The sequence below is a fragment of the Micromonospora sp. NPDC047187 genome, assembly GCF_040643355.1.
Taxonomy (GTDB): Bacteria; Actinomycetota; Actinomycetes; order Mycobacteriales; family Micromonosporaceae; genus Micromonospora; species Micromonospora salmantinae.
Genome location: NZ_JBEYUF010000020.1, coordinates 69,735 through 84,723 on the forward strand (window position 1 = coordinate 69,735; position 14,989 = coordinate 84,723).

A 14,989-nucleotide genomic window follows, 5' to 3' on the forward strand; every position below is an offset into this window, starting at 1 on the left:
TGTCAGATGGCTGCACCCGAACCGGAGGCGCCGCCCACGGCGCCGACCAGGGCGAAGGACCACAGCCCCTGGAACTGGTTGCTCTTCATCCCCATCGTGGTGCCGCTGATCCCGGCGTTCTTCAATGGCGACTCGCCCCGGGTCTTCGGCTTCCCGCGCTTCTACTGGCTGCAACTGGCCTTCATCCTGCTCGGCGTCGGCACCACCACGTTGGTCTACCAGATGACGAAGAAGCGGGGAGGCCGCTGATGTGGCGCGACCATCTCACCGAGATCATCGTCTTCTCCCTGTTGTTCCTCCTGGTCAGCGTGATGGGCTTCGTGGCCGCCCGGTGGCGGGCACCGAAGGACATGGCGCACCTGGACGAGTGGGGGCTGGGCGGGCGCAGCTTCGGCGGCTGGATCACCTGGTTCCTGGTCGGCGGTGACCTCTACACCGCGTACACCTTCGTGGCGGTGCCGGCGTTGATGTTCGGTGCCGGCGCGGCCGGGTTCTTCGCCGTGCCGTACACCATCGTCATCTACCCGCTGGTCTTCCTGGTGCTGGTGCGGCTCTGGTCGGTGTCGCACCGGCACGGGTTCGTCACGCCTGCCGACTTCGTCCGCAACCGGTTCGACTCGCCGGTGCTGGCGCTGCTGATCGCCATCACCGGCATCGTCGCCACCATGCCGTACATCGCGTTGCAGCTGATCGGCATCGAGGCGGTGCTCAAGACGATGGGCGTCACCGGCGACAACGCGCTGGCCCGGCACCTGCCGATCATCATCGCGTTCGCCATCCTGGCCGCCTACACGTACCAGTCGGGGTTGCGCGCGCCCGCCCTGATCGCGTTCGTCAAGGACAGCCTGATCTACATCGTCATCCTGGTGGCGGTCATCTACCTGCCGTACAAGCTGGGCGGCTGGGGTGACATCTTCGCCGCCGCGGACGCGAAGTTCGACGCCTCGCCCAACCCGAACGACGGCATCCTGCTCAACGGCAACAACCAGCTTCAGTACGTGACGCTGGCGCTCGGCTCGGCGTTGGCGCTCTTCCTCTACCCGCACAGCATCACCGGTGTGCTGGCCAGCAGGAACCGCGACGTGATCAAGCGGAACATGTCGGCGCTGCCCGCGTACAGCCTGCTGCTCGGGCTGATCGCGCTGCTCGGCTACATGGCCATCGCGGCCGGTGTGAAGCCGCTGCCCGGCAACTCGGCCGGCTCGGTGGACAACAACACCATCGTCCCGCTGCTGTTCGACCAGCAGTTCCCGGACTGGTTCGCCGGTGTCGCGTACGCGGCGATCGGCATCGGCGCGCTGGTGCCCGCGGCGATCATGTCGATCGCGGCGGCGAACCTGTTCACCCGCAACATCTACAAGGAGTACCTGAAGCGGGACGCCTCCCCGGCCCAGGAGGCGAACGTCTCGAAGATCACCTCACTGGTGGTGAAGGTCGGCGCGGTGGCCTGCATCGTCTTCCTCGACCCGCAGTTCTCCATCGACCTCCAACTGATCGGTGGCGTGATCATCCTGCAGACGCTGCCGGCGGTGGCGCTGGGCCTCTACACCCGCTGGTTCCACCGCGCCGGCCTGATCGTCGGCTGGGTCGCCGGCATGGGCTTGGGCATGTGGATGCTCTACCAGGTGGCCAGCCCGACCCGGAAGCACTTCGGCGGCTCGGCGTTCCCGCTGTCGGAGTTCGGGTTCGACACCACCCGGACGATCTACGTCGGCATCGTGGCGGTGGCTGTCAACCTGGCCGTGGCGGCGCTGGTGACGCTCGCGCTGCGGGCCGCGAAGGTCGAGGAAGGAGTCGACGGCACCGAGCCGGACGACTACTTCGCCGACGAGGGCGACCCCCGGGTCACCCCGGGCACCGACAGCGACGCCGACTCGGCCCGCGAACCGGTCGCCTGACCTGAGGTACGCCCGGGCGCCGACGTGGGTCGGTGCCCGGGCGCACCTGCCCCGTGCGCTGTCCCCCGTGCACTGTCCCCCGCGCCCCTGTCCTCGCGCCCCGTGTCCTCGCGCCCGGCGTCTTCCGCGTCGATCTTGCAGTTATGGTGCCCGGCAGGTGGTGATTCAGACCGTTTGTCCCCCACCATAAGTGCAAGATCGACGGGGCAGGGCGGGGCAGGGCGGGGCAGGGCGAGGCTGGACAGGAGGGCTGGGCTGGGGCTCGGCGGGGTGGGGGTGGATCAGCGGATCAGCGGGGGCGGTTGCGGTTGATCAGGGCCTGGTTCAGGCGGCCTAGCAGGGCCGCCAGGGTGGAGCGGTCCTCGGGGGTCCAGTCGGCCAGCATGTCGCCGTAGAGGCGGGTGCGGGCGGCCTGGACGGCTGCCATCCGTTGCAGACCGGCCGGGGTGGGGGAGATGACGGTGCCGCGGCCGTCGGACGGGTCCGGGGTGCGGGTGATCAGGCCGTCGCGCTGAAGCGCCGACACCTGCCGGGTGACTGTCGAGCCGTCCAGGTTGAGTCGGGCGGCGAGCGCCGAGACGTTCTGCGGGCCGGCGTCGGCCAGGTGGCGCAGGATGACGTACGCCGCGCGGTCCAGCACCCGGTGCTCGGCGGTGCCGGTGGCCCGCCGGGTGGCCTCGCCGAAGCGCATCAGCAGGGCCACCTCGGTCTCGATCCGGCCGAGGGTGCTCTCGTCGTGGTCGTCGCTCATAGCTGTACGATACAGGATAAGTAACTGTACGATACAGCTATCTGAGGAGTCGGAGTGGATCGGCGTTCCGAACCGAACCGCAGTGCCATCTACGCCACCACGCTGGTGGCCTTCCTCGCCATCGCCGGCATCGCCGTCGTCGACCCGATCCTGCCCGCCATCGGCGAGGCGATCGGGGTCACCGCCTGGCAGGTCGAGCTGCTGTTCACCGCGTACATCGCGGTCATGGCCCTCGGCATGATCCCGGCGACGCTGGCCAGCGGCCGGTTCGGCTTCAAGCCGGTGCTCATCACCGGCGTCTCAGTGGTCGGCCTCGCCGCGATCCTCGCCTCGTTCAGCGACAACATCGTGCAGCTGTCAGTGCTGCGCGGCGTCTGGGGACTGGGCAACGCGATGTTCTTCGCCACCGCCATGGTGGTGCTGGTCAACCTGGCCGTCGACCGGGAATGGGTGGTGGGACTCTTCGAGACCGCACTCGGTCTCGGCTTCGCCGTCGGACCGCTGATCGGTGGCCTGCTCGGCGAGGTCAGCTGGCGGCTGCCGTTCTTCGTCTGCGGCGTCTTCATGGTCCTCGCCCTCGGCGTGGCGTCCCGCAAACTCCGCGAACCCACCAACCGGCAGGCCCCGGTACGCGTCGGTCAGATCTTCGCCACCTACCGCCGGCCGGCGTTCATCGCCCTCTGCGTGGTGACGGCCGCGTACAACTTCGTGTTCTTCGTGGTGCTCGGCTACACGCCGCTCTTCCTCGGCCTGGACGTCATCCCGCTGGGGCTCGCGTTCACCGGCTGGGGGCTCGGCCTGGCCGCCGGCATCATGGTGATCGGCCACCGGCTGGCCCACCGCATCGGCGCGGTGCAGACCGTCGGCGTGGCCATCGCCGGGCTGCTGGTCTGCATGGTCCTCTTCGCCACCTCCACCAGCACCGCCGAGGCGCTCGTGGTGCTGGTGCTCGCCGGACTCTGCATGGGGCTGGCCAACGCCAACCTCACCGACCTGGCGCTCGGCCTCGGCTCCAGCGACCGGCGCGTCGCCACCGGCGCGTTCAACCTGGTCCGCTGGGGCGCCGCCGCGCCGGCACCGATCATCTCCGGCAAGCTCGCCGAGCAGTCGCTGTCGCTGCCGTTCTGGGTCGGCTTCGGGGTGCTCGCCGTCGGAGTGCTGGTCTACCTGGCCTTCGCGCACGTGATGGCCGCCGGCTATGGCGAACGGGTCCTCTGGTCCCGCTGGAACCGCGCCGCCGCCGACACCGAACACGAGCCCGTCGGCGAGACCTACTGACCGCCGGGCGAGCGGTTCAGTTCAGGGCGCGCCAGAGCAGGTAGAGGCCGATCGTCGTACCGAACACCACGATCACCGTCTTGAGCACCACCGGCGGCAGCCGGCGGACGAGCCGGGCGCCCGCGTACCCCCCAATCAGGGTGGCGGGCGCGACCACCGCGACCGCCGCCCAGTTCAAGGGGCCGAACAGGGCGAACACCACGAGCGTCGTCAACCCCACCACTGCGGAGAGCAGATTCTTGATCGCACTCACCCGGGCCAGGGTCGCGTCCAGCACCAGGGCCAGCCCGGCCACCAGCATCACCCCGAGCGCCGCACCGAAGTAACCGCCGTACACCGCACCGAGCGCGACCATCGTCTGCACCGCGATCGTCCGCCGCCGTGGCGACAGGTCCCGGGGGTGACCGACCAGCCGGCGCAGCGGGTCCTGGAAGGCCAGAACCGCTGTCGCGCCGAGGACCAGAAACGGTACGACCAGCTCGAACGCGCGGGCCGGAGTGGCCAGCAACAGCAACGCCCCGAGGATCGTGCCCACGATGGTGGTGGGCACCAGCGTGGCCAGCGCGCGGGGGCGCGGCAGGTCCTGCCGGCTGCCCGCCACGCTGGCCAGGTACCCGGGGAAGACGGCGACGGAGTTGCTGACGTTCGCCGGAACCGGGGGCAACCCGATCGCGATCATCGCCGGAAAGGTGATCAGCGAACCGCCACCGGCCACCGCGTTGACAGTGCCGGCGGCGAGACCGGCGGCGAGCAGCAGCGCGGCGTGGGAGAGATCCATAGCCCCACGAGGCTAGCCGTCGCCCTACGGCACGCATTCGCCGGATCGTCCTTGAGCAGCGCGCTCTTGCCCAGGCGGGGCGGCAATACCGGCAGCACGCTCGTCGTTAGGATGAGAGCGCGACGGACGAGTCGACCGGGCGGCCGCGTCGGCGGGCTTAGGCCCGCCGCCGAGGAACGTCCGGACTCCACAGGGCAGGGTGGTTGTTAACGGCAACCCGGGGCGACCCGCGGGAAAGTGCCACAGAAAACAGACCGCCGACCCCAACGGGGACGGTAAGGGTGAAACGGTGGGGTAAGAGCCCACCAGCACCCCGGGTGACCGGGGTGGCTCGGTAAACCCCACCCGGAGCAAGGCCAAGCAAGGGCCGTCACCGCAAGATGACGACCCGGCGCAGACGCTTGAGGGCTGCCCGCCCGATGTCTGCGGGTAGGCCGCTGGAGCCTGCCGGCAACGGCAGGCCGAGATGGATGGCCGCCGCCGGCGCAACCCCTCGGGGTACGCGTCGCGCACAGAATCCGGCGTACAGGTCGACTCGTCCGTCGCCCACCAGCTCAGAGCCGTGATCAAGGCTCTGAGCACGGCTGGACGGCGCTCCCTGCCTCCGACGACGCCAGCCTCCATCTGGCCGCGAGCGCGATCAGCGACGGCTGCTTCACCCGTCAACACGGCCTGGCCTACCGCAAGTGGCCCGCTCAGGTCACCGGCGAAGCCGCCCACCGCGAACCCGTCGAGTACGAAGGCCGGATGAAGATTATCGAGGCCAGAGCTGAAGCCCTGGCCTCGATGCTCCCGAACAGACTGCCAATTACTCCTATGGCGTAGCTTCATGCCCCGGCATCCCATGGGTGCGCCGACGCTCTTTCATCTCCGCCTCGTAGATGTGTCGTCGACCGTCGACCAGCTTCTCCCGCGCGTCCCGCTCGATCTCCAGGAACCCGGTGTAGTAGCCATCGTGGAACTCCTCCACGATCCGAAACGTCCACCGGCCAGGTAGCACGTTGCGCCCCAACAGTTCGCGCTCGACTCGGTCCGCCATCTCACCGCGTCCAGCTTCGCGAAGCAGCTTCACCACTCGATAAGGCTGGATCCGCGCCGCCGACGAGCTGGGTGAGCCGAATACAGGCGCCGCGTGCCTGGTGAATCGTCTCTGGAGCTTTGCTGAGCTTGCCTAATGCTTCCACCGTCGTGTCGTCCATGACGGCAGAACATGAATGATCATCCACATTTCCGTTACCGTGCGTCCGCGTCCATGACGCATTTTTACCAACCTCAAAGGTCTCGATCAGGTGCTCTGGCGGCTCACTGCACTGCCGGCACCAAGCTGATGAACAGCAGCAGGATGCAGACTACGACGACGATGGGGACTTTGAGCGAAACATTAACCGAAAGCATGGAACTCTCCATTCTTGGGACTCGCCGCCACTCGCGACCACTAGAAGGTAAAGCCGCGGGCGGTTCGAGCGCAAGTGTCAATTTCTGCGCCACTAGGCGATAAATGTCCGTCACCGCGTCGTTCACTAAATCTAGCCAATCCCCTTTCCTTGGTGTCGGTCGACATAAATGCACTACGCGCTGACGTGCATTTAGTGGGGAGCATCAGGGTCGCCTAGTGCCAGCGGTGGAGTTTCAATCGCGGTGGCCTCGCCCAGCCGGTACCGCGCGATGGTCGACCTGGTGCCGGCTGCGGGCTGCGCCAGGGCGAGAGCCTGGGGCGCAGTGTCAACGACGTCGACCTTGACGTGGGATGGGTGCACGTCTCACGTCAGGTCAAGCTTGTCCGCTAGCGGCTCGTCTTCGGGCTACCCAAGAACGACCGGGACCGCCGGGTGTCGCTGCCGGACTCTGTCGTCGCCGGAGAACGCGCCGCGTGCGGTAACACCGTCGCCACCATGATGTGCGCCATTAACACCTGATCCGTCGTTGCGGCCGGGACGATGCGGTCCCGGTCGCAACCCGGACCTCCGCAGTGAGAGCCACTCGGGTCTCGGTCGACAGCCAAGCCGCTACGCGCCCACTCGTGATCAACGAGCCGAAGCGACCGATGCCACGGCGAATACTAATAGTGCTGCGGCGCAGGGATCACTAATTGTCATCAGTGTGTGACACGGTCGGGATCGCAAGTTGACGCGGCGCTGCGACCGTCGGGGCATGGCCGTTCAAATGCTGCTGAGGGCACGGCGGATCGGTCCCTTGCTGGTTGCTGGCGTTCTCGCGTTGACCGGGTTGAGCGCTTGCACGCCTACGATCAAGGGCATCACCGGCGTGGGCGTGGACGCCGATAGGCAGCCCGTTGCGGTCTTGTCCTGGTGTGCGGACCGGCCGCCAGACGTTGTTACGTTCTTTGCCCAACGGGCTTCGATCTCGCCATCCCCGTCCACGGTGGCGACTTCGACGGGCTGGCCCTACTGGCCGGGACGAAGGTACGCCGTACCGCGTGCGGCGACCTCGCCGACAACGGTGCGTCTGGAGGGCTTCCCACCTGACCCGACCCCTGGTCGGCACGTGGCCTTCCGGCTGTTCGGGGTCGCCAGCGACAACAGCTTTACCTCGCATTCGGTGACCTTCCGACTTGCTGAACTGGAAGACATGCAGCCCGGATCGGTCCTGATCACCGACATCGTGGACAACGGTGAGGTGCAGAGAAGCGTATCTGTCGATGAGTTCGCGAGTCTCGGACAGAACGCATGCTGATCAGCAGTAGTGGGCCCCAGTCGCATGTTGGGAACCCGCCCGGTTTGTGAAGTCCCCGAAGCGCCGGGTGAGGCGAAGCGCGTCGAGGCGGTTAGGGCCGCCCGGCGACCTGGGCGACGAATGCGGTCCAGGCTGCCGGGCCGAAGATTAACGCTGGCCCGGTGACGTCCTTGGAATCTCGCACGGCCACAACACCGGGCAGGTCGCTTGCCACCTCGACGCAGTTCCCGCCGCTCGCGCCGCTGCGGGTGGACGTGCGCCACAGGGCGTTCCTGAGGTCCATGATGGCTCTCAACTTCCTTCAGCAGGTCGATGGATTGCCGGCGCGGTAGCGCGGTGATCTGGGACGTGGTCGGTTGCTTTGGTCCAGCGCAAAGCCCTTCGCGCGACTGGCCGTTGGTTAGGGCCGCCCGATGACCTGAGTGACGAACGCTTGCCACGCAGCCGGACCGAAGGTCAGGGCCGGGCCGGCGGGGTCCTTGCTGTCCCGGACGCCGACGATGCCCGGAAGGTTGTCAGCGACCTCGACGCAGTTGCCCCCGGACGATCCGCTGCGTCGGGACGTGCGCCAGATGGCGTTAGTGAGGTCCATGATGGCTGTGCACTTCCTTCATCAGCTCGTTGGACTGTCGGCGCGGGAGTGCTTCGTTCCTCACGTTCTCCCACCTCGTCTGAAGAGTATGGAGCCCATCTTCGTTGTCGACCACGATCCCGCCCAGCTGATTTTCGAGGTGCCCGACCCAGGTCCCGTCACCAGCCCGCGCCAGCGCGAACGGCCCGGACAACCCGATGTGGAGGCCGGCGCCCGCCGGGATCACGTGGACGTGCACGTGGGGCAGTTCGGCGACGGTGATGAGGTGGGCGACCTGCTCCGCCATGATGCCGGCGTGTTCGTCGCCCGCGCGGCGGAGCGTGGACTCATCCAGCACGGCCACCACCTGCGGCGGGCTGTCACCGGTGAGGATCTTGTGTCGGCTCATGCGAGCGCTTACCTGTTGGTCGACCTCCGTGGCGGACATGAGGTCGTTCAGGCGCATCACGACGCGGGCGTAGTTCTCGGTCTGGAGCAGGCCCGGGATCAGTAGTGGCTCGAAGAGTCGAAGCTGTCGTGCGCCACGCTCGGCGTCCAGCCACGGCAGGAACCACGACGGTGCGCCGAGTTTCACCACCAGACGTCCGAACAACCCGTCGTTGTTGAAGGCGCGGTCTGCTCCCCGGATGAAGTCCATCGTCAGCGCCCGGGTGCCGCTCTCGACGGCGCTGACGTGCGAAGCGCTGAAGCCCGCTGCCCGGCCGAGCGACTCTTGCGTCATCCCGGACGCTCCACGAGCGCGGCGTATCTCGCTCACGATGAAGTCCGCGAGGGGACTTGGCACGTCAGCCATACAACTCTCCTCAAATCGGAGATCGACTACCCGAGGTGCCACACGTCTAGAGCCTGTCTGCCAGCTCCGGCCCGGACACCTGGAACGCCTTCCGAGCGTAGTGGTCTCCACAGCAGAGTGTCACCAGGCGGCGCGGCTGGCAGGCCCACGAGATCCGGCGGTCGCGTTCGTAGCGGGGCCGCTCCCGACGGGCGAGCACTCACGGGAGCGGCCCCTTCCCAACAGCACCAAGGGGGAGACCGTGCCCGACGACAAACCCGAGAAGATGGAGGCCGGTGACGTGATCCTCCTGACCACCGCGGCGAGCGTGCAGTTCCTGCGCCCGATCTTCGTACGCGTCATTCGCGAGCTGCCCGAGCGGCACACGTACGCCGGGTGGGTCTGGATTGAGGGCTACCAGCTGAACGCGGCCGACGACGCTGTGGCGCGGCGCGAGTTGTTCGTGATGCGCGCGGGCGTGCGGCTGCAAGCCCTGCCTGCCAAACCGGCCAGGCCAACCAAGCGTCCGCGACGTCCGGTGCGGGTCAGATGACTCCGCACCTGCCGATGCGTCCAGCCTGGCTGTGCCGCAACTGCGCCGCGCCCTGGCCGTGCAGCCCGGCGCAGCTCGCCCTCGTGACCGAGTTCTACGGTCATTCGATCGCGCTGGCGTTCTACCTGGCCGCGTCGATGCAGGAGGCGATCGACGACGTGTATGGCCTGGGGCTGCGCGCGGACCTGCCCGCGATGCACGCCAGATTCCTCGGGTGGTTGTCCCTGGCCCGCCGGCCCCACCGACGCTGAGCCCAGCCAGCCAGCCAGCGAGCCAGCCAAGCAACGAACCGGCCGGCTGGGTTGCCCCACCCGGCCGATGTCCGGACCCCATGCAAATAGGACCTAGTGCTTCTTGAACACCGGCATGGTGTCCAGCGTGGTGGTGATGTTCTGCGTGGTGCCGCCCCGGTACGTCTTCCCGGTGAAGATGTCGGTCCAGCTGTTGCCCGGCGGGAACCACACCGACGTCGTGGCGGTGTTGCCTGGCGTCGTCACGGGTGCCACCAGGTAGTCCGGGCCGTAGAGGTACTGGGAACCGCGGTGGCGTACGCGGCCTGCTCATTCGGGTAGGCCAGGTACATGGAGCGGACGATGGGCGTACCCGTGCGGGTGGCCTCCTTGGCGGCGGCGTAGGTGTACGGCCGCAGGTTCAGGAACTTCTTGGCCAACGCGTTCGCCGCCGGGCCGTACTGCCAGGGCAGCCGGTCGCTGTGGTTGGAGTGCAGCCGGTCGATCGGCTGGAACGTGCCGAACTGCACCCACCGGGCGTAGAGGTCGTCGGGCAGCTTGGTGCTGCCCGGTTCGCTGCCCGGCTCCTGGAGGCCGCAATCGAGCACACGGCACCGTATGGCTGACTGCGGTGGCTGGTCTCGATCTGTCCTGCTGGCTCGCGGTCGACAGGGTTGGCCTCGGCCCTCAGTGCGGGCGGCCCGGCCTGGCCATTCGGCGGACAACCCTGAGCGTGTCGCCTGGGGTGACGTCGAGGCGGTCAACATAGGTGAGCCCGCCGCGCGCATCGAAGGTCTTCGAGATCATCGTCGGATGGTACGGCGGGTCCCGAGGCCGAGGCGCGGCTGTGGCAGCTACCAGAGAAGCGCGCGCTCGTCGATGAATCGAGGCGGTTCGCCGAGGAAGGTGTTGGCCGGAACGTCGCCGTGTGCCAGGTTGAGCGTGTCCAAGCGGTACAGCCAGTCGCCATCAGTCGTCCTGATGAAGCGGTAGTTGATCTGCCAGCGCAGCCATTCGCCGTGGGCGAGTCGCACCGCGGGCGGCCGGCGGTGACGGCGCGGCCTACCCCAGGCCGACGCGAGCAGTTCAACCCGGAGTTGGCCGTCCAGCAACCGGAGACGCACCTCGCTCCGGTACGGCGGGTGTATCAGGCGCTCGCGTGGCTCGAACCCGTCGGCCTCCGCCATGTCTATCTCGTGGGTGAGCGGCGCCGCCCGTGCCGGCAGGGCGAACGACACCGGTACGGCGTTACGCCGGGCCGCCTCGGCTCCGCCGCGCGAACGCTTGGTCCACGACGTGCGAACCCACTGCACCACAGCATCCATTCGGCGATGCTCGGGCGCTACGGGTCCTGACGCAACCCAGATTCGCCCTCCCAGCGTTTCCACACGGCGGGCTGCCCAGGCGCTGCGGCCACATCTGCACCCGCAACCGCTCCATCGTCTGCGGGCCTCGTCGGAGTCGAGCCCCAAGCGCTCCGCCTGCGATGAAATGGGGATTCATGAGGCGTGTCACCGAATGCTGTCAAGGGGTGGGTCGAAGCCGCCCATGCTCGACCTACTACGCGCGGTTACCGCACCCGGTGCCGCCGCCCGACCGCAGCCGGGCGCTACCGGCAGACGCCGTCATCCGGCTGCTCAACGACGACGACAGCGGCGTACGTACGACCATGGCCACACACGCCCCACACCTTGTCGATCTGACCACAGCCGAACGCATCGACCGTGAGTTCCGTCCGGACAAGATGACGAACTGGCGGCCGGCCGACGAGTTCACCTTTCCGCCATCAACTCTGCGCCGGCTGGCCATCGACCCGGATCCACGGATGCGATGCCTGGCACCCCGAGATCTGGGCCTGCCCGTCGAGCTGACCGAACGTCTGGCCACCGACCCCGAGAGCGAGGTTCGCCACGCAGTCGCCGGGCATCCAAACCTACCGGCCCACGCGCGTCGCGCCCTGCTCGCCGATCCGGACGAGTCGGTAGCGCGCGCGACCGCCGCCGCACCGACGCTACCGGTGGCCGAGATGGGATCGGCTCCTCACCCTCGCAGGCGTCTGACCCTCACCGTCGTTGACACGTACCCGGAAACAGGTTCGGCTGGTTGTCGGATCGGGAGCCTCGCTGGTCGTCTGGTTGGTGGAGGCGCATCACCCGCCTCGTCCCGTTGACCGCCGTTGGAGGAACGATGAAGTACGTGTTGATGTTCGTCGACACGCCACAGTTCGCCGCTGACCTGGCCGCGATGGATGAGCCCGAGCGGAATCGGGCCTACGCCCGGGTGCAGCAGTGGTTCGCCGACCACCAAGACAAGATCACTCATCATGCCCACCTGATGCCGCCGGACACCGCCACCACTCTGCGGCTGGACCGGGGCGAGCCGCTGGTTTCCGATGGTCCGTTCGTGGAAGGCAAGGAGATCGTCAGCGGCTATGCCGAGATCGAGGTGGCCGACCTTGACGAGGCACTGCGGATCGCCAGGTCCTGGCCAGCCTGCCCGGTGGTGGAGATTCGCCCCATCGCCGGATGAGCCGACCGACGTACGCCGAGCTGGCCCGGGTGGTCCGCGATCACGCGGGCCAGCTCGCCGCGGCCCTGGTGCATCTGGTCGGTGATTTCAGCGCCGCCGAGGACCTCGTCCAGGACGCCGTCGAGGCCGCACTGACTCATTGGCCGGTGGAAGGGATTCCTGACCGGCCGGCTGCCTGGATGTATACGGTGGCCCGTCGCCGCGGTCTGGATCAGATCCGCCGCGAGCAGCGCCACCGCCGGAAGCTGGCGTCGGTGGCGTGGCCGGTCGAGCCGCCAGCGGACGACCGGCTTCGGCTGATCTTCACCTGTTGCCATCCGGCTCTGCCCCGGGCCGCCCAGGTCGCCCTCACCTTGCGGGTGGTGTGCGGTCTGACCACCGCGCAGATCGCCCGAGCGTTCCTCGTCCCGGAGAGCACCGTCGGGCAGCGCATCACCCGCGCAAAACGGAAGATCAGCGACGCGGCCATCCCGTACCGGATCCCGTCGGCGGACGATCTCGGCTCCCGGCTCACCGAGGTCCTTGCGGTGATCTACCTGCTCTTCAACGAGGGGTACCTGTCCACGGGCGGCGGCCAGGCCCAATCCCGCGACCTGGCCGACGACGCCGAGTTCCTCGCCGCTCTGCTGCATCAGCTCATGCCCACCGAACCGGAGGTCGCCGGCCTGCTGGCGCTCATCCGGCTGCACCGAGCCCGCGCCAGCGCCCGCTTCGACCGGGACGATGAGATCGTCCAGCTCCAGCACCAGGACCGATCTCTGTGGAACCGCCGCGCCATTGCCGCCGCCGGCCGGCTGATCGCCCAGGCGGCAACGCAGAAGAAACCAGGCCCGTACCAGCTGCAAGCCGCCATCGTCGCCTGCCATGCCGAGGCCACCAGGTGGGAGGAGACCGACTGGACTCAGATCACCGTTCTCTACGACCTGCTGTTGCGCCTGGCACCGTCACCGGTCACCCGGCTGCACCGGGCAGTCGCGCTGCGCTACGTCAGCGGACCGTCAGTCGCGCTCGCCGAAGTCGATGCCCTGGCCGGTGAACTGAACGGCTACCACCTGTTCCACGCCACCCGAGCCGAGCTGCTCCGCGACCTCGGCGCAGCCACCCCGGCCCGGATCGCCGACGAACGCGCCCTCGCCCTCGCCACCAACCCGGCCGAACGGTCCCTCCTGCGCCACCGCCTCAACTGGGCCTGACAGTGCGGACTTTGACCGACCGCAGCTCATTGCGATGCCGTGACAGGGCCAGCCAAGGGCGAGCGGTCAGCAGCGGGGGCGGTCGAGTGGAGCGGCGGCACCCGCGAGCGCTTCGACCGTCGCCGTCGGCGCGACCGACTCCGTCGGCGTCGGTGCGGGCGCGATGGTGGGGCTCGGCGGGGCCGAGGGCGAGCTGCTGGGCGTGGGGGAGGCGCTGGCGAGGGCAGCGGTGCTGCGTTGCACCTGCTTGGTGACCATGCGGATGCCGGTGGCGGTCGCCTGGCGTCCGTACACGTCGGTGACCCTGATGCTGTACGGCCCGGGGCCGATCCCGCCCTCGATGGTCCAGTGGTTGTCGCTCTGCCGGGCGGCCTTGCGGAAGCCACCACCCGGCCCCTTCGCCTCGACCGAGCGGAGCGGGTTGCCGTGGTTGCCGACCTGCACCGCGAACCAGTACTTCGACGCGCCACCCTTCATCCGGAAGGTGAGCCCTCCGTCGAGCGGCGGGTTCACCACCGCCCGGTACGTCACGGGCGCGATGCCCTGCGACCGGTCGGCGATCTTGGTGAACGCCTCGGTGGAGAGATCAATCTTGCTGGGTCCGCAGCCGCCGCACTGGTCCATCACCATGACCCGAACCTTGCCCTTCGGACCGGTCACCTCCAGGTAACTGCCGCAGGCCGCCGATCCGGAGTACTGGGACGCGCCGAGGGCCACGTAGAGCCGGTCCGCCGGCGGGCCCGGGAAGGAGCAGTTGCCGCCCGAGCGGCCCGCGTCGTAGAAGCTGGCAGTTCCCTTGTGGACGGCGTTGCCCGTCGGCGGCGCGGCGCAGGCCGGGGTGGCGCCGCCGCGGACGGCGAGGGTGATGCCCAGCACGGCGGCCAGGGCGGTGACGCCGGCGCCGGCCAACCAGTGTCTGACCCGCCGACTCGACCGGGGCGTGCCGTCGTCGCCGGCCGGGATGTCGTTGTCGGGGGCCGTGCCTGGTGCCGTCACGGCACCTGATGTTGCCGCACCGCGCTGGGGCAGCGCAAAGCCGTCCCACCGATCGTCACTCGCCGGATCGGCGGGGGCGCAGTCCGTTGAGGGCGGTGGCGACGACGAGGTCGGCGTACTCGGCGGTGAGCGGCCCGCTGCGTTGCAGCCAGCGGTTGAGCACCGGCCCCCAGATCATGTCCACCGCCACGCCGAGGTCGACGTCGTCGGCGATCTGCCCGGCCTGCTGGGCGCTGCGCAGGCGCTGCCGTTTGGCCTCCTTCAACGGCCCGTCCAACCGTTCGGCGTACGCCGCGGCCAGCTCGGGGTCGAGCGCGATCTCGGTGGCCAGCGCCCGCATCGGTTGCTCGTACCGGGGGTCGTTCATCTCCTCGACCGTGGCGCGCAGCACCACTGTCAGGTCCGCCGCCAGGTCGCCGGTGTCCGGCAGCGTCGGCGGCCCACCCTCGGTGGTCTCGCTGAGCATGAGGAAGGCGTCGAAGATGACAGCGCCCTTCGACGGCCACCAGCGGTAGATGGTCTGTTTGCCGACGCCGGCCCGCGCGGCGATGCCCTCGATGCTGAGCTTCGCGTACCCCGTCTCCTGGAGCAGGTCGAAGGCCGCGGTGAGGATGGCGCGTCGGGAGGTCTCTCTCCGCCGGGCCGTGTTGGGCGTCATGAGCAGAACGATACCAGCGTACGAGACGAACCGTCTCGTCTTGACGTAGGCAACGTCGCGGTTCTAG

Annotated in this window: 20 protein-coding genes, 1 other RNA gene and 1 pseudogene; 10 read left to right on the forward strand and 12 right to left on the reverse strand. The window is 68.5% G+C overall.

The features are described from left to right. Window positions 1–6 precede the first annotated feature (6 nt). Window positions 7–249 carry a DUF3311 domain-containing protein gene (locus tag ABZ794_RS25765; RefSeq protein ID WP_091409411.1) on the forward strand — a complete coding sequence of 81 codons (243 nt, stop codon included), beginning with the start codon at window positions 7–9 and terminating at the stop codon, window positions 247–249. Further along, a complete protein-coding gene (gene mctP, locus ABZ794_RS25770; protein ID WP_210783500.1) occupies window positions 249–1,898 on the forward strand; it encodes a monocarboxylate uptake permease MctP in 1,650 nt (549 codons plus the stop codon). The genes ABZ794_RS25765 and mctP overlap by 1 nt, the downstream gene beginning before the upstream one ends. 289 nt (window positions 1,899–2,187) lie before the next feature. Here the strand turns inward: mctP and ABZ794_RS25775 are convergent, their stop codons facing one another. Beyond that, the gene (locus ABZ794_RS25775) at window positions 2,188–2,649 is read right to left on the reverse strand and encodes a MarR family transcriptional regulator (RefSeq protein WP_210783502.1); all 462 of its coding nucleotides are present in this window, start codon (window positions 2,647–2,649) and stop codon (window positions 2,188–2,190) included. Window positions 2,650–2,703: 54 nt separating this feature from the next. Here ABZ794_RS25775 and ABZ794_RS25780 point away from each other — a divergent pair, with 54 nt between their 5' ends. Beyond that, entirely contained in the window at window positions 2,704–3,927 is a 1,224-nt protein-coding gene (locus ABZ794_RS25780) for an MFS transporter (RefSeq protein ID WP_357517955.1), read from the forward strand. A 16-nt stretch (window positions 3,928–3,943) separates the two neighbouring features. Here the strand turns inward: ABZ794_RS25780 and ABZ794_RS25785 are convergent, their stop codons facing one another. Then, window positions 3,944–4,705, reverse strand: a complete 762-nt coding sequence (locus ABZ794_RS25785; protein WP_210783504.1) for a sulfite exporter TauE/SafE family protein — start codon at window positions 4,703–4,705, stop codon at window positions 3,944–3,946. 127 nt (window positions 4,706–4,832) lie between these two features. On the opposite strand from ABZ794_RS25785, the gene rnpB reads away from it, so the two are divergent. Further along, window positions 4,833–5,247: RNase P RNA component class A (gene rnpB, locus ABZ794_RS25790), an RNA gene on the forward strand. Between the two features lie 272 nt (window positions 5,248–5,519). Here the strand turns inward: rnpB and ABZ794_RS25795 are convergent. Together ABZ794_RS25795 and ABZ794_RS25800 are read right to left on the reverse strand one after the other, a co-directional pair. After that, window positions 5,520–5,904 (reverse strand): annotated as a pseudogene (locus ABZ794_RS25795) (hypothetical protein). Window positions 5,905–6,007: 103 nt separating this feature from the next. After that, on the reverse strand, window positions 6,008–6,226 hold the full coding sequence (locus ABZ794_RS25800) for a hypothetical protein (protein WP_210783506.1): 219 nt from the start codon (window positions 6,224–6,226) through the stop codon (window positions 6,008–6,010). A 630-nt stretch (window positions 6,227–6,856) separates the two neighbouring features. Here ABZ794_RS25800 and ABZ794_RS25805 point away from each other — a divergent pair. Then, entirely contained in the window at window positions 6,857–7,399 is a 543-nt protein-coding gene (locus tag ABZ794_RS25805) for a hypothetical protein (protein ID WP_357517958.1), read from the forward strand. A 91-nt stretch (window positions 7,400–7,490) separates the two neighbouring features. Here ABZ794_RS25805 and ABZ794_RS25810 read toward each other — a convergent pair whose 3' ends face one another. The 3 genes from ABZ794_RS25810 to ABZ794_RS25820 all read right to left on the reverse strand — a co-directional run bounded on the left by ABZ794_RS25810 (window position 7,491) and on the right by ABZ794_RS25820 (window position 8,784). After that, entirely contained in the window at window positions 7,491–7,682 is a 192-nt protein-coding gene (locus ABZ794_RS25810) for a DUF397 domain-containing protein (protein ID WP_210783510.1), read from the reverse strand. Between the two features lie 117 nt (window positions 7,683–7,799). Continuing rightward, a complete protein-coding gene (locus ABZ794_RS25815) occupies window positions 7,800–7,991 on the reverse strand; it encodes a DUF397 domain-containing protein (RefSeq protein WP_210783512.1) in 192 nt (63 codons plus the stop codon). Next, window positions 7,978–8,784 (reverse strand): helix-turn-helix transcriptional regulator, encoded by an 807-nt coding sequence (locus ABZ794_RS25820; RefSeq protein ID WP_210783514.1) that lies wholly within the window; start codon window positions 8,782–8,784, stop codon window positions 7,978–7,980. Before ABZ794_RS25820 ends, ABZ794_RS25815 begins: the two co-directional genes overlap by 14 nt. A gap of 265 nt (window positions 8,785–9,049) precedes the next feature. Here ABZ794_RS25820 and ABZ794_RS25825 point away from each other — a divergent pair, with 265 nt between their 5' ends. Then, window positions 9,050–9,316 carry a hypothetical protein gene (locus tag ABZ794_RS25825; RefSeq protein WP_210783564.1) on the forward strand — a complete coding sequence of 89 codons (267 nt, stop codon included), beginning with the start codon at window positions 9,050–9,052 and terminating at the stop codon, window positions 9,314–9,316. Continuing rightward, window positions 9,313–9,567, forward strand: a complete 255-nt coding sequence (locus ABZ794_RS25830) for a hypothetical protein (protein ID WP_210783516.1) — start codon at window positions 9,313–9,315, stop codon at window positions 9,565–9,567. The genes ABZ794_RS25825 and ABZ794_RS25830 overlap by 4 nt, the downstream gene beginning before the upstream one ends. 93 nt (window positions 9,568–9,660) lie before the next feature. Here ABZ794_RS25830 and ABZ794_RS25835 read toward each other — a convergent pair whose 3' ends face one another. The 3 genes from ABZ794_RS25835 to ABZ794_RS25845 all read right to left on the reverse strand — a co-directional run bounded on the left by ABZ794_RS25835 (window position 9,661) and on the right by ABZ794_RS25845 (window position 10,784). Then, window positions 9,661–9,813 carry a hypothetical protein gene (locus ABZ794_RS25835; RefSeq protein WP_357517961.1) on the reverse strand — a complete coding sequence of 51 codons (153 nt, stop codon included), beginning with the start codon at window positions 9,811–9,813 and terminating at the stop codon, window positions 9,661–9,663. Further along, window positions 9,810–10,154, reverse strand: a complete 345-nt coding sequence (locus tag ABZ794_RS25840) for a TIM-barrel domain-containing protein (protein ID WP_357517963.1) — start codon at window positions 10,152–10,154, stop codon at window positions 9,810–9,812. Before ABZ794_RS25840 ends, ABZ794_RS25835 begins: the two co-directional genes overlap by 4 nt. Before the next feature lie 246 nt (window positions 10,155–10,400). After that, the gene (locus tag ABZ794_RS25845) at window positions 10,401–10,784 is read right to left on the reverse strand and encodes a hypothetical protein (RefSeq protein WP_357517964.1); all 384 of its coding nucleotides are present in this window, start codon (window positions 10,782–10,784) and stop codon (window positions 10,401–10,403) included. Window positions 10,785–11,371: 587 nt separating this feature from the next. Between ABZ794_RS25845 and ABZ794_RS25850 the strand changes: the two genes are divergently transcribed. The 3 genes from ABZ794_RS25850 to ABZ794_RS25860 are packed head-to-tail and all read left to right on the forward strand — an operon-like array spanning window position 11,372 to window position 13,268. Beyond that, a complete protein-coding gene (locus tag ABZ794_RS25850; protein ID WP_357518002.1) occupies window positions 11,372–11,716 on the forward strand; it encodes a hypothetical protein in 345 nt (114 codons plus the stop codon). A 17-nt stretch (window positions 11,717–11,733) separates the two neighbouring features. Next, a complete protein-coding gene (locus tag ABZ794_RS25855) occupies window positions 11,734–12,075 on the forward strand; it encodes a YciI family protein (RefSeq protein WP_210783520.1) in 342 nt (113 codons plus the stop codon). After that, the gene (locus ABZ794_RS25860; RefSeq protein WP_357517966.1) at window positions 12,072–13,268 is read left to right on the forward strand and encodes a sigma-70 family RNA polymerase sigma factor; all 1,197 of its coding nucleotides are present in this window, start codon (window positions 12,072–12,074) and stop codon (window positions 13,266–13,268) included. Before ABZ794_RS25855 ends, ABZ794_RS25860 begins: the two co-directional genes overlap by 4 nt. A 66-nt stretch (window positions 13,269–13,334) precedes the next feature. Here the strand turns inward: ABZ794_RS25860 and ABZ794_RS25865 are convergent, their stop codons facing one another. Continuing rightward, the gene (locus ABZ794_RS25865) at window positions 13,335–14,264 is read right to left on the reverse strand and encodes an expansin EXLX1 family cellulose-binding protein (protein WP_238690565.1); all 930 of its coding nucleotides are present in this window, start codon (window positions 14,262–14,264) and stop codon (window positions 13,335–13,337) included. Window positions 14,265–14,319: 55 nt separating this feature from the next. Beyond that, window positions 14,320–14,922, reverse strand: a complete 603-nt coding sequence (locus tag ABZ794_RS25870; protein ID WP_238690566.1) for a TetR/AcrR family transcriptional regulator — start codon at window positions 14,920–14,922, stop codon at window positions 14,320–14,322. Window positions 14,923–14,989: the final 67 nt, after the last annotated feature.

What these genes read in the sequence shown, in the direction of transcription:
- ABZ794_RS25765 (WP_091409411.1), top strand. Translation starts at nt 7, where the DNA reads ATGGCTGCACCCGAACCGGAGGCGCCGCCCACGGCGCCGACCAGGGCG.
- mctP (WP_210783500.1), top strand. Translation starts at nt 249, where the DNA reads ATGTGGCGCGACCATCTCACCGAGATCATCGTCTTCTCCCTGTTGTTC.
- ABZ794_RS25775 (WP_210783502.1), bottom strand. Translation starts at nt 2,649, where the DNA reads ATGAGCGACGACCACGACGAGAGCACCCTCGGCCGGATCGAGACCGAG.
- ABZ794_RS25785 (WP_210783504.1), bottom strand. Translation starts at nt 4,705, where the DNA reads ATGGATCTCTCCCACGCCGCGCTGCTGCTCGCCGCCGGTCTCGCCGCC.
- ABZ794_RS25805 (WP_357517958.1), top strand. Translation starts at nt 6,857, where the DNA reads ATGGCCGTTCAAATGCTGCTGAGGGCACGGCGGATCGGTCCCTTGCTG.
- ABZ794_RS25810 (WP_210783510.1), bottom strand. Translation starts at nt 7,682, where the DNA reads ATGGACCTCAGGAACGCCCTGTGGCGCACGTCCACCCGCAGCGGCGCG.
- ABZ794_RS25815 (WP_210783512.1), bottom strand. Translation starts at nt 7,991, where the DNA reads ATGGACCTCACTAACGCCATCTGGCGCACGTCCCGACGCAGCGGATCG.
- ABZ794_RS25820 (WP_210783514.1), bottom strand. Translation starts at nt 8,784, where the DNA reads ATGGCTGACGTGCCAAGTCCCCTCGCGGACTTCATCGTGAGCGAGATA.
- ABZ794_RS25825 (WP_210783564.1), top strand. Translation starts at nt 9,050, where the DNA reads ATGGAGGCCGGTGACGTGATCCTCCTGACCACCGCGGCGAGCGTGCAG.
- ABZ794_RS25830 (WP_210783516.1), top strand. Translation starts at nt 9,313, where the DNA reads ATGACTCCGCACCTGCCGATGCGTCCAGCCTGGCTGTGCCGCAACTGC.
- ABZ794_RS25850 (WP_357518002.1), top strand. Translation starts at nt 11,372, where the DNA reads ATGCGATGCCTGGCACCCCGAGATCTGGGCCTGCCCGTCGAGCTGACC.
- ABZ794_RS25855 (WP_210783520.1), top strand. Translation starts at nt 11,734, where the DNA reads ATGAAGTACGTGTTGATGTTCGTCGACACGCCACAGTTCGCCGCTGAC.
- ABZ794_RS25860 (WP_357517966.1), top strand. Translation starts at nt 12,072, where the DNA reads ATGAGCCGACCGACGTACGCCGAGCTGGCCCGGGTGGTCCGCGATCAC.
- ABZ794_RS25870 (WP_238690566.1), bottom strand. Translation starts at nt 14,922, where the DNA reads ATGACGCCCAACACGGCCCGGCGGAGAGAGACCTCCCGACGCGCCATC.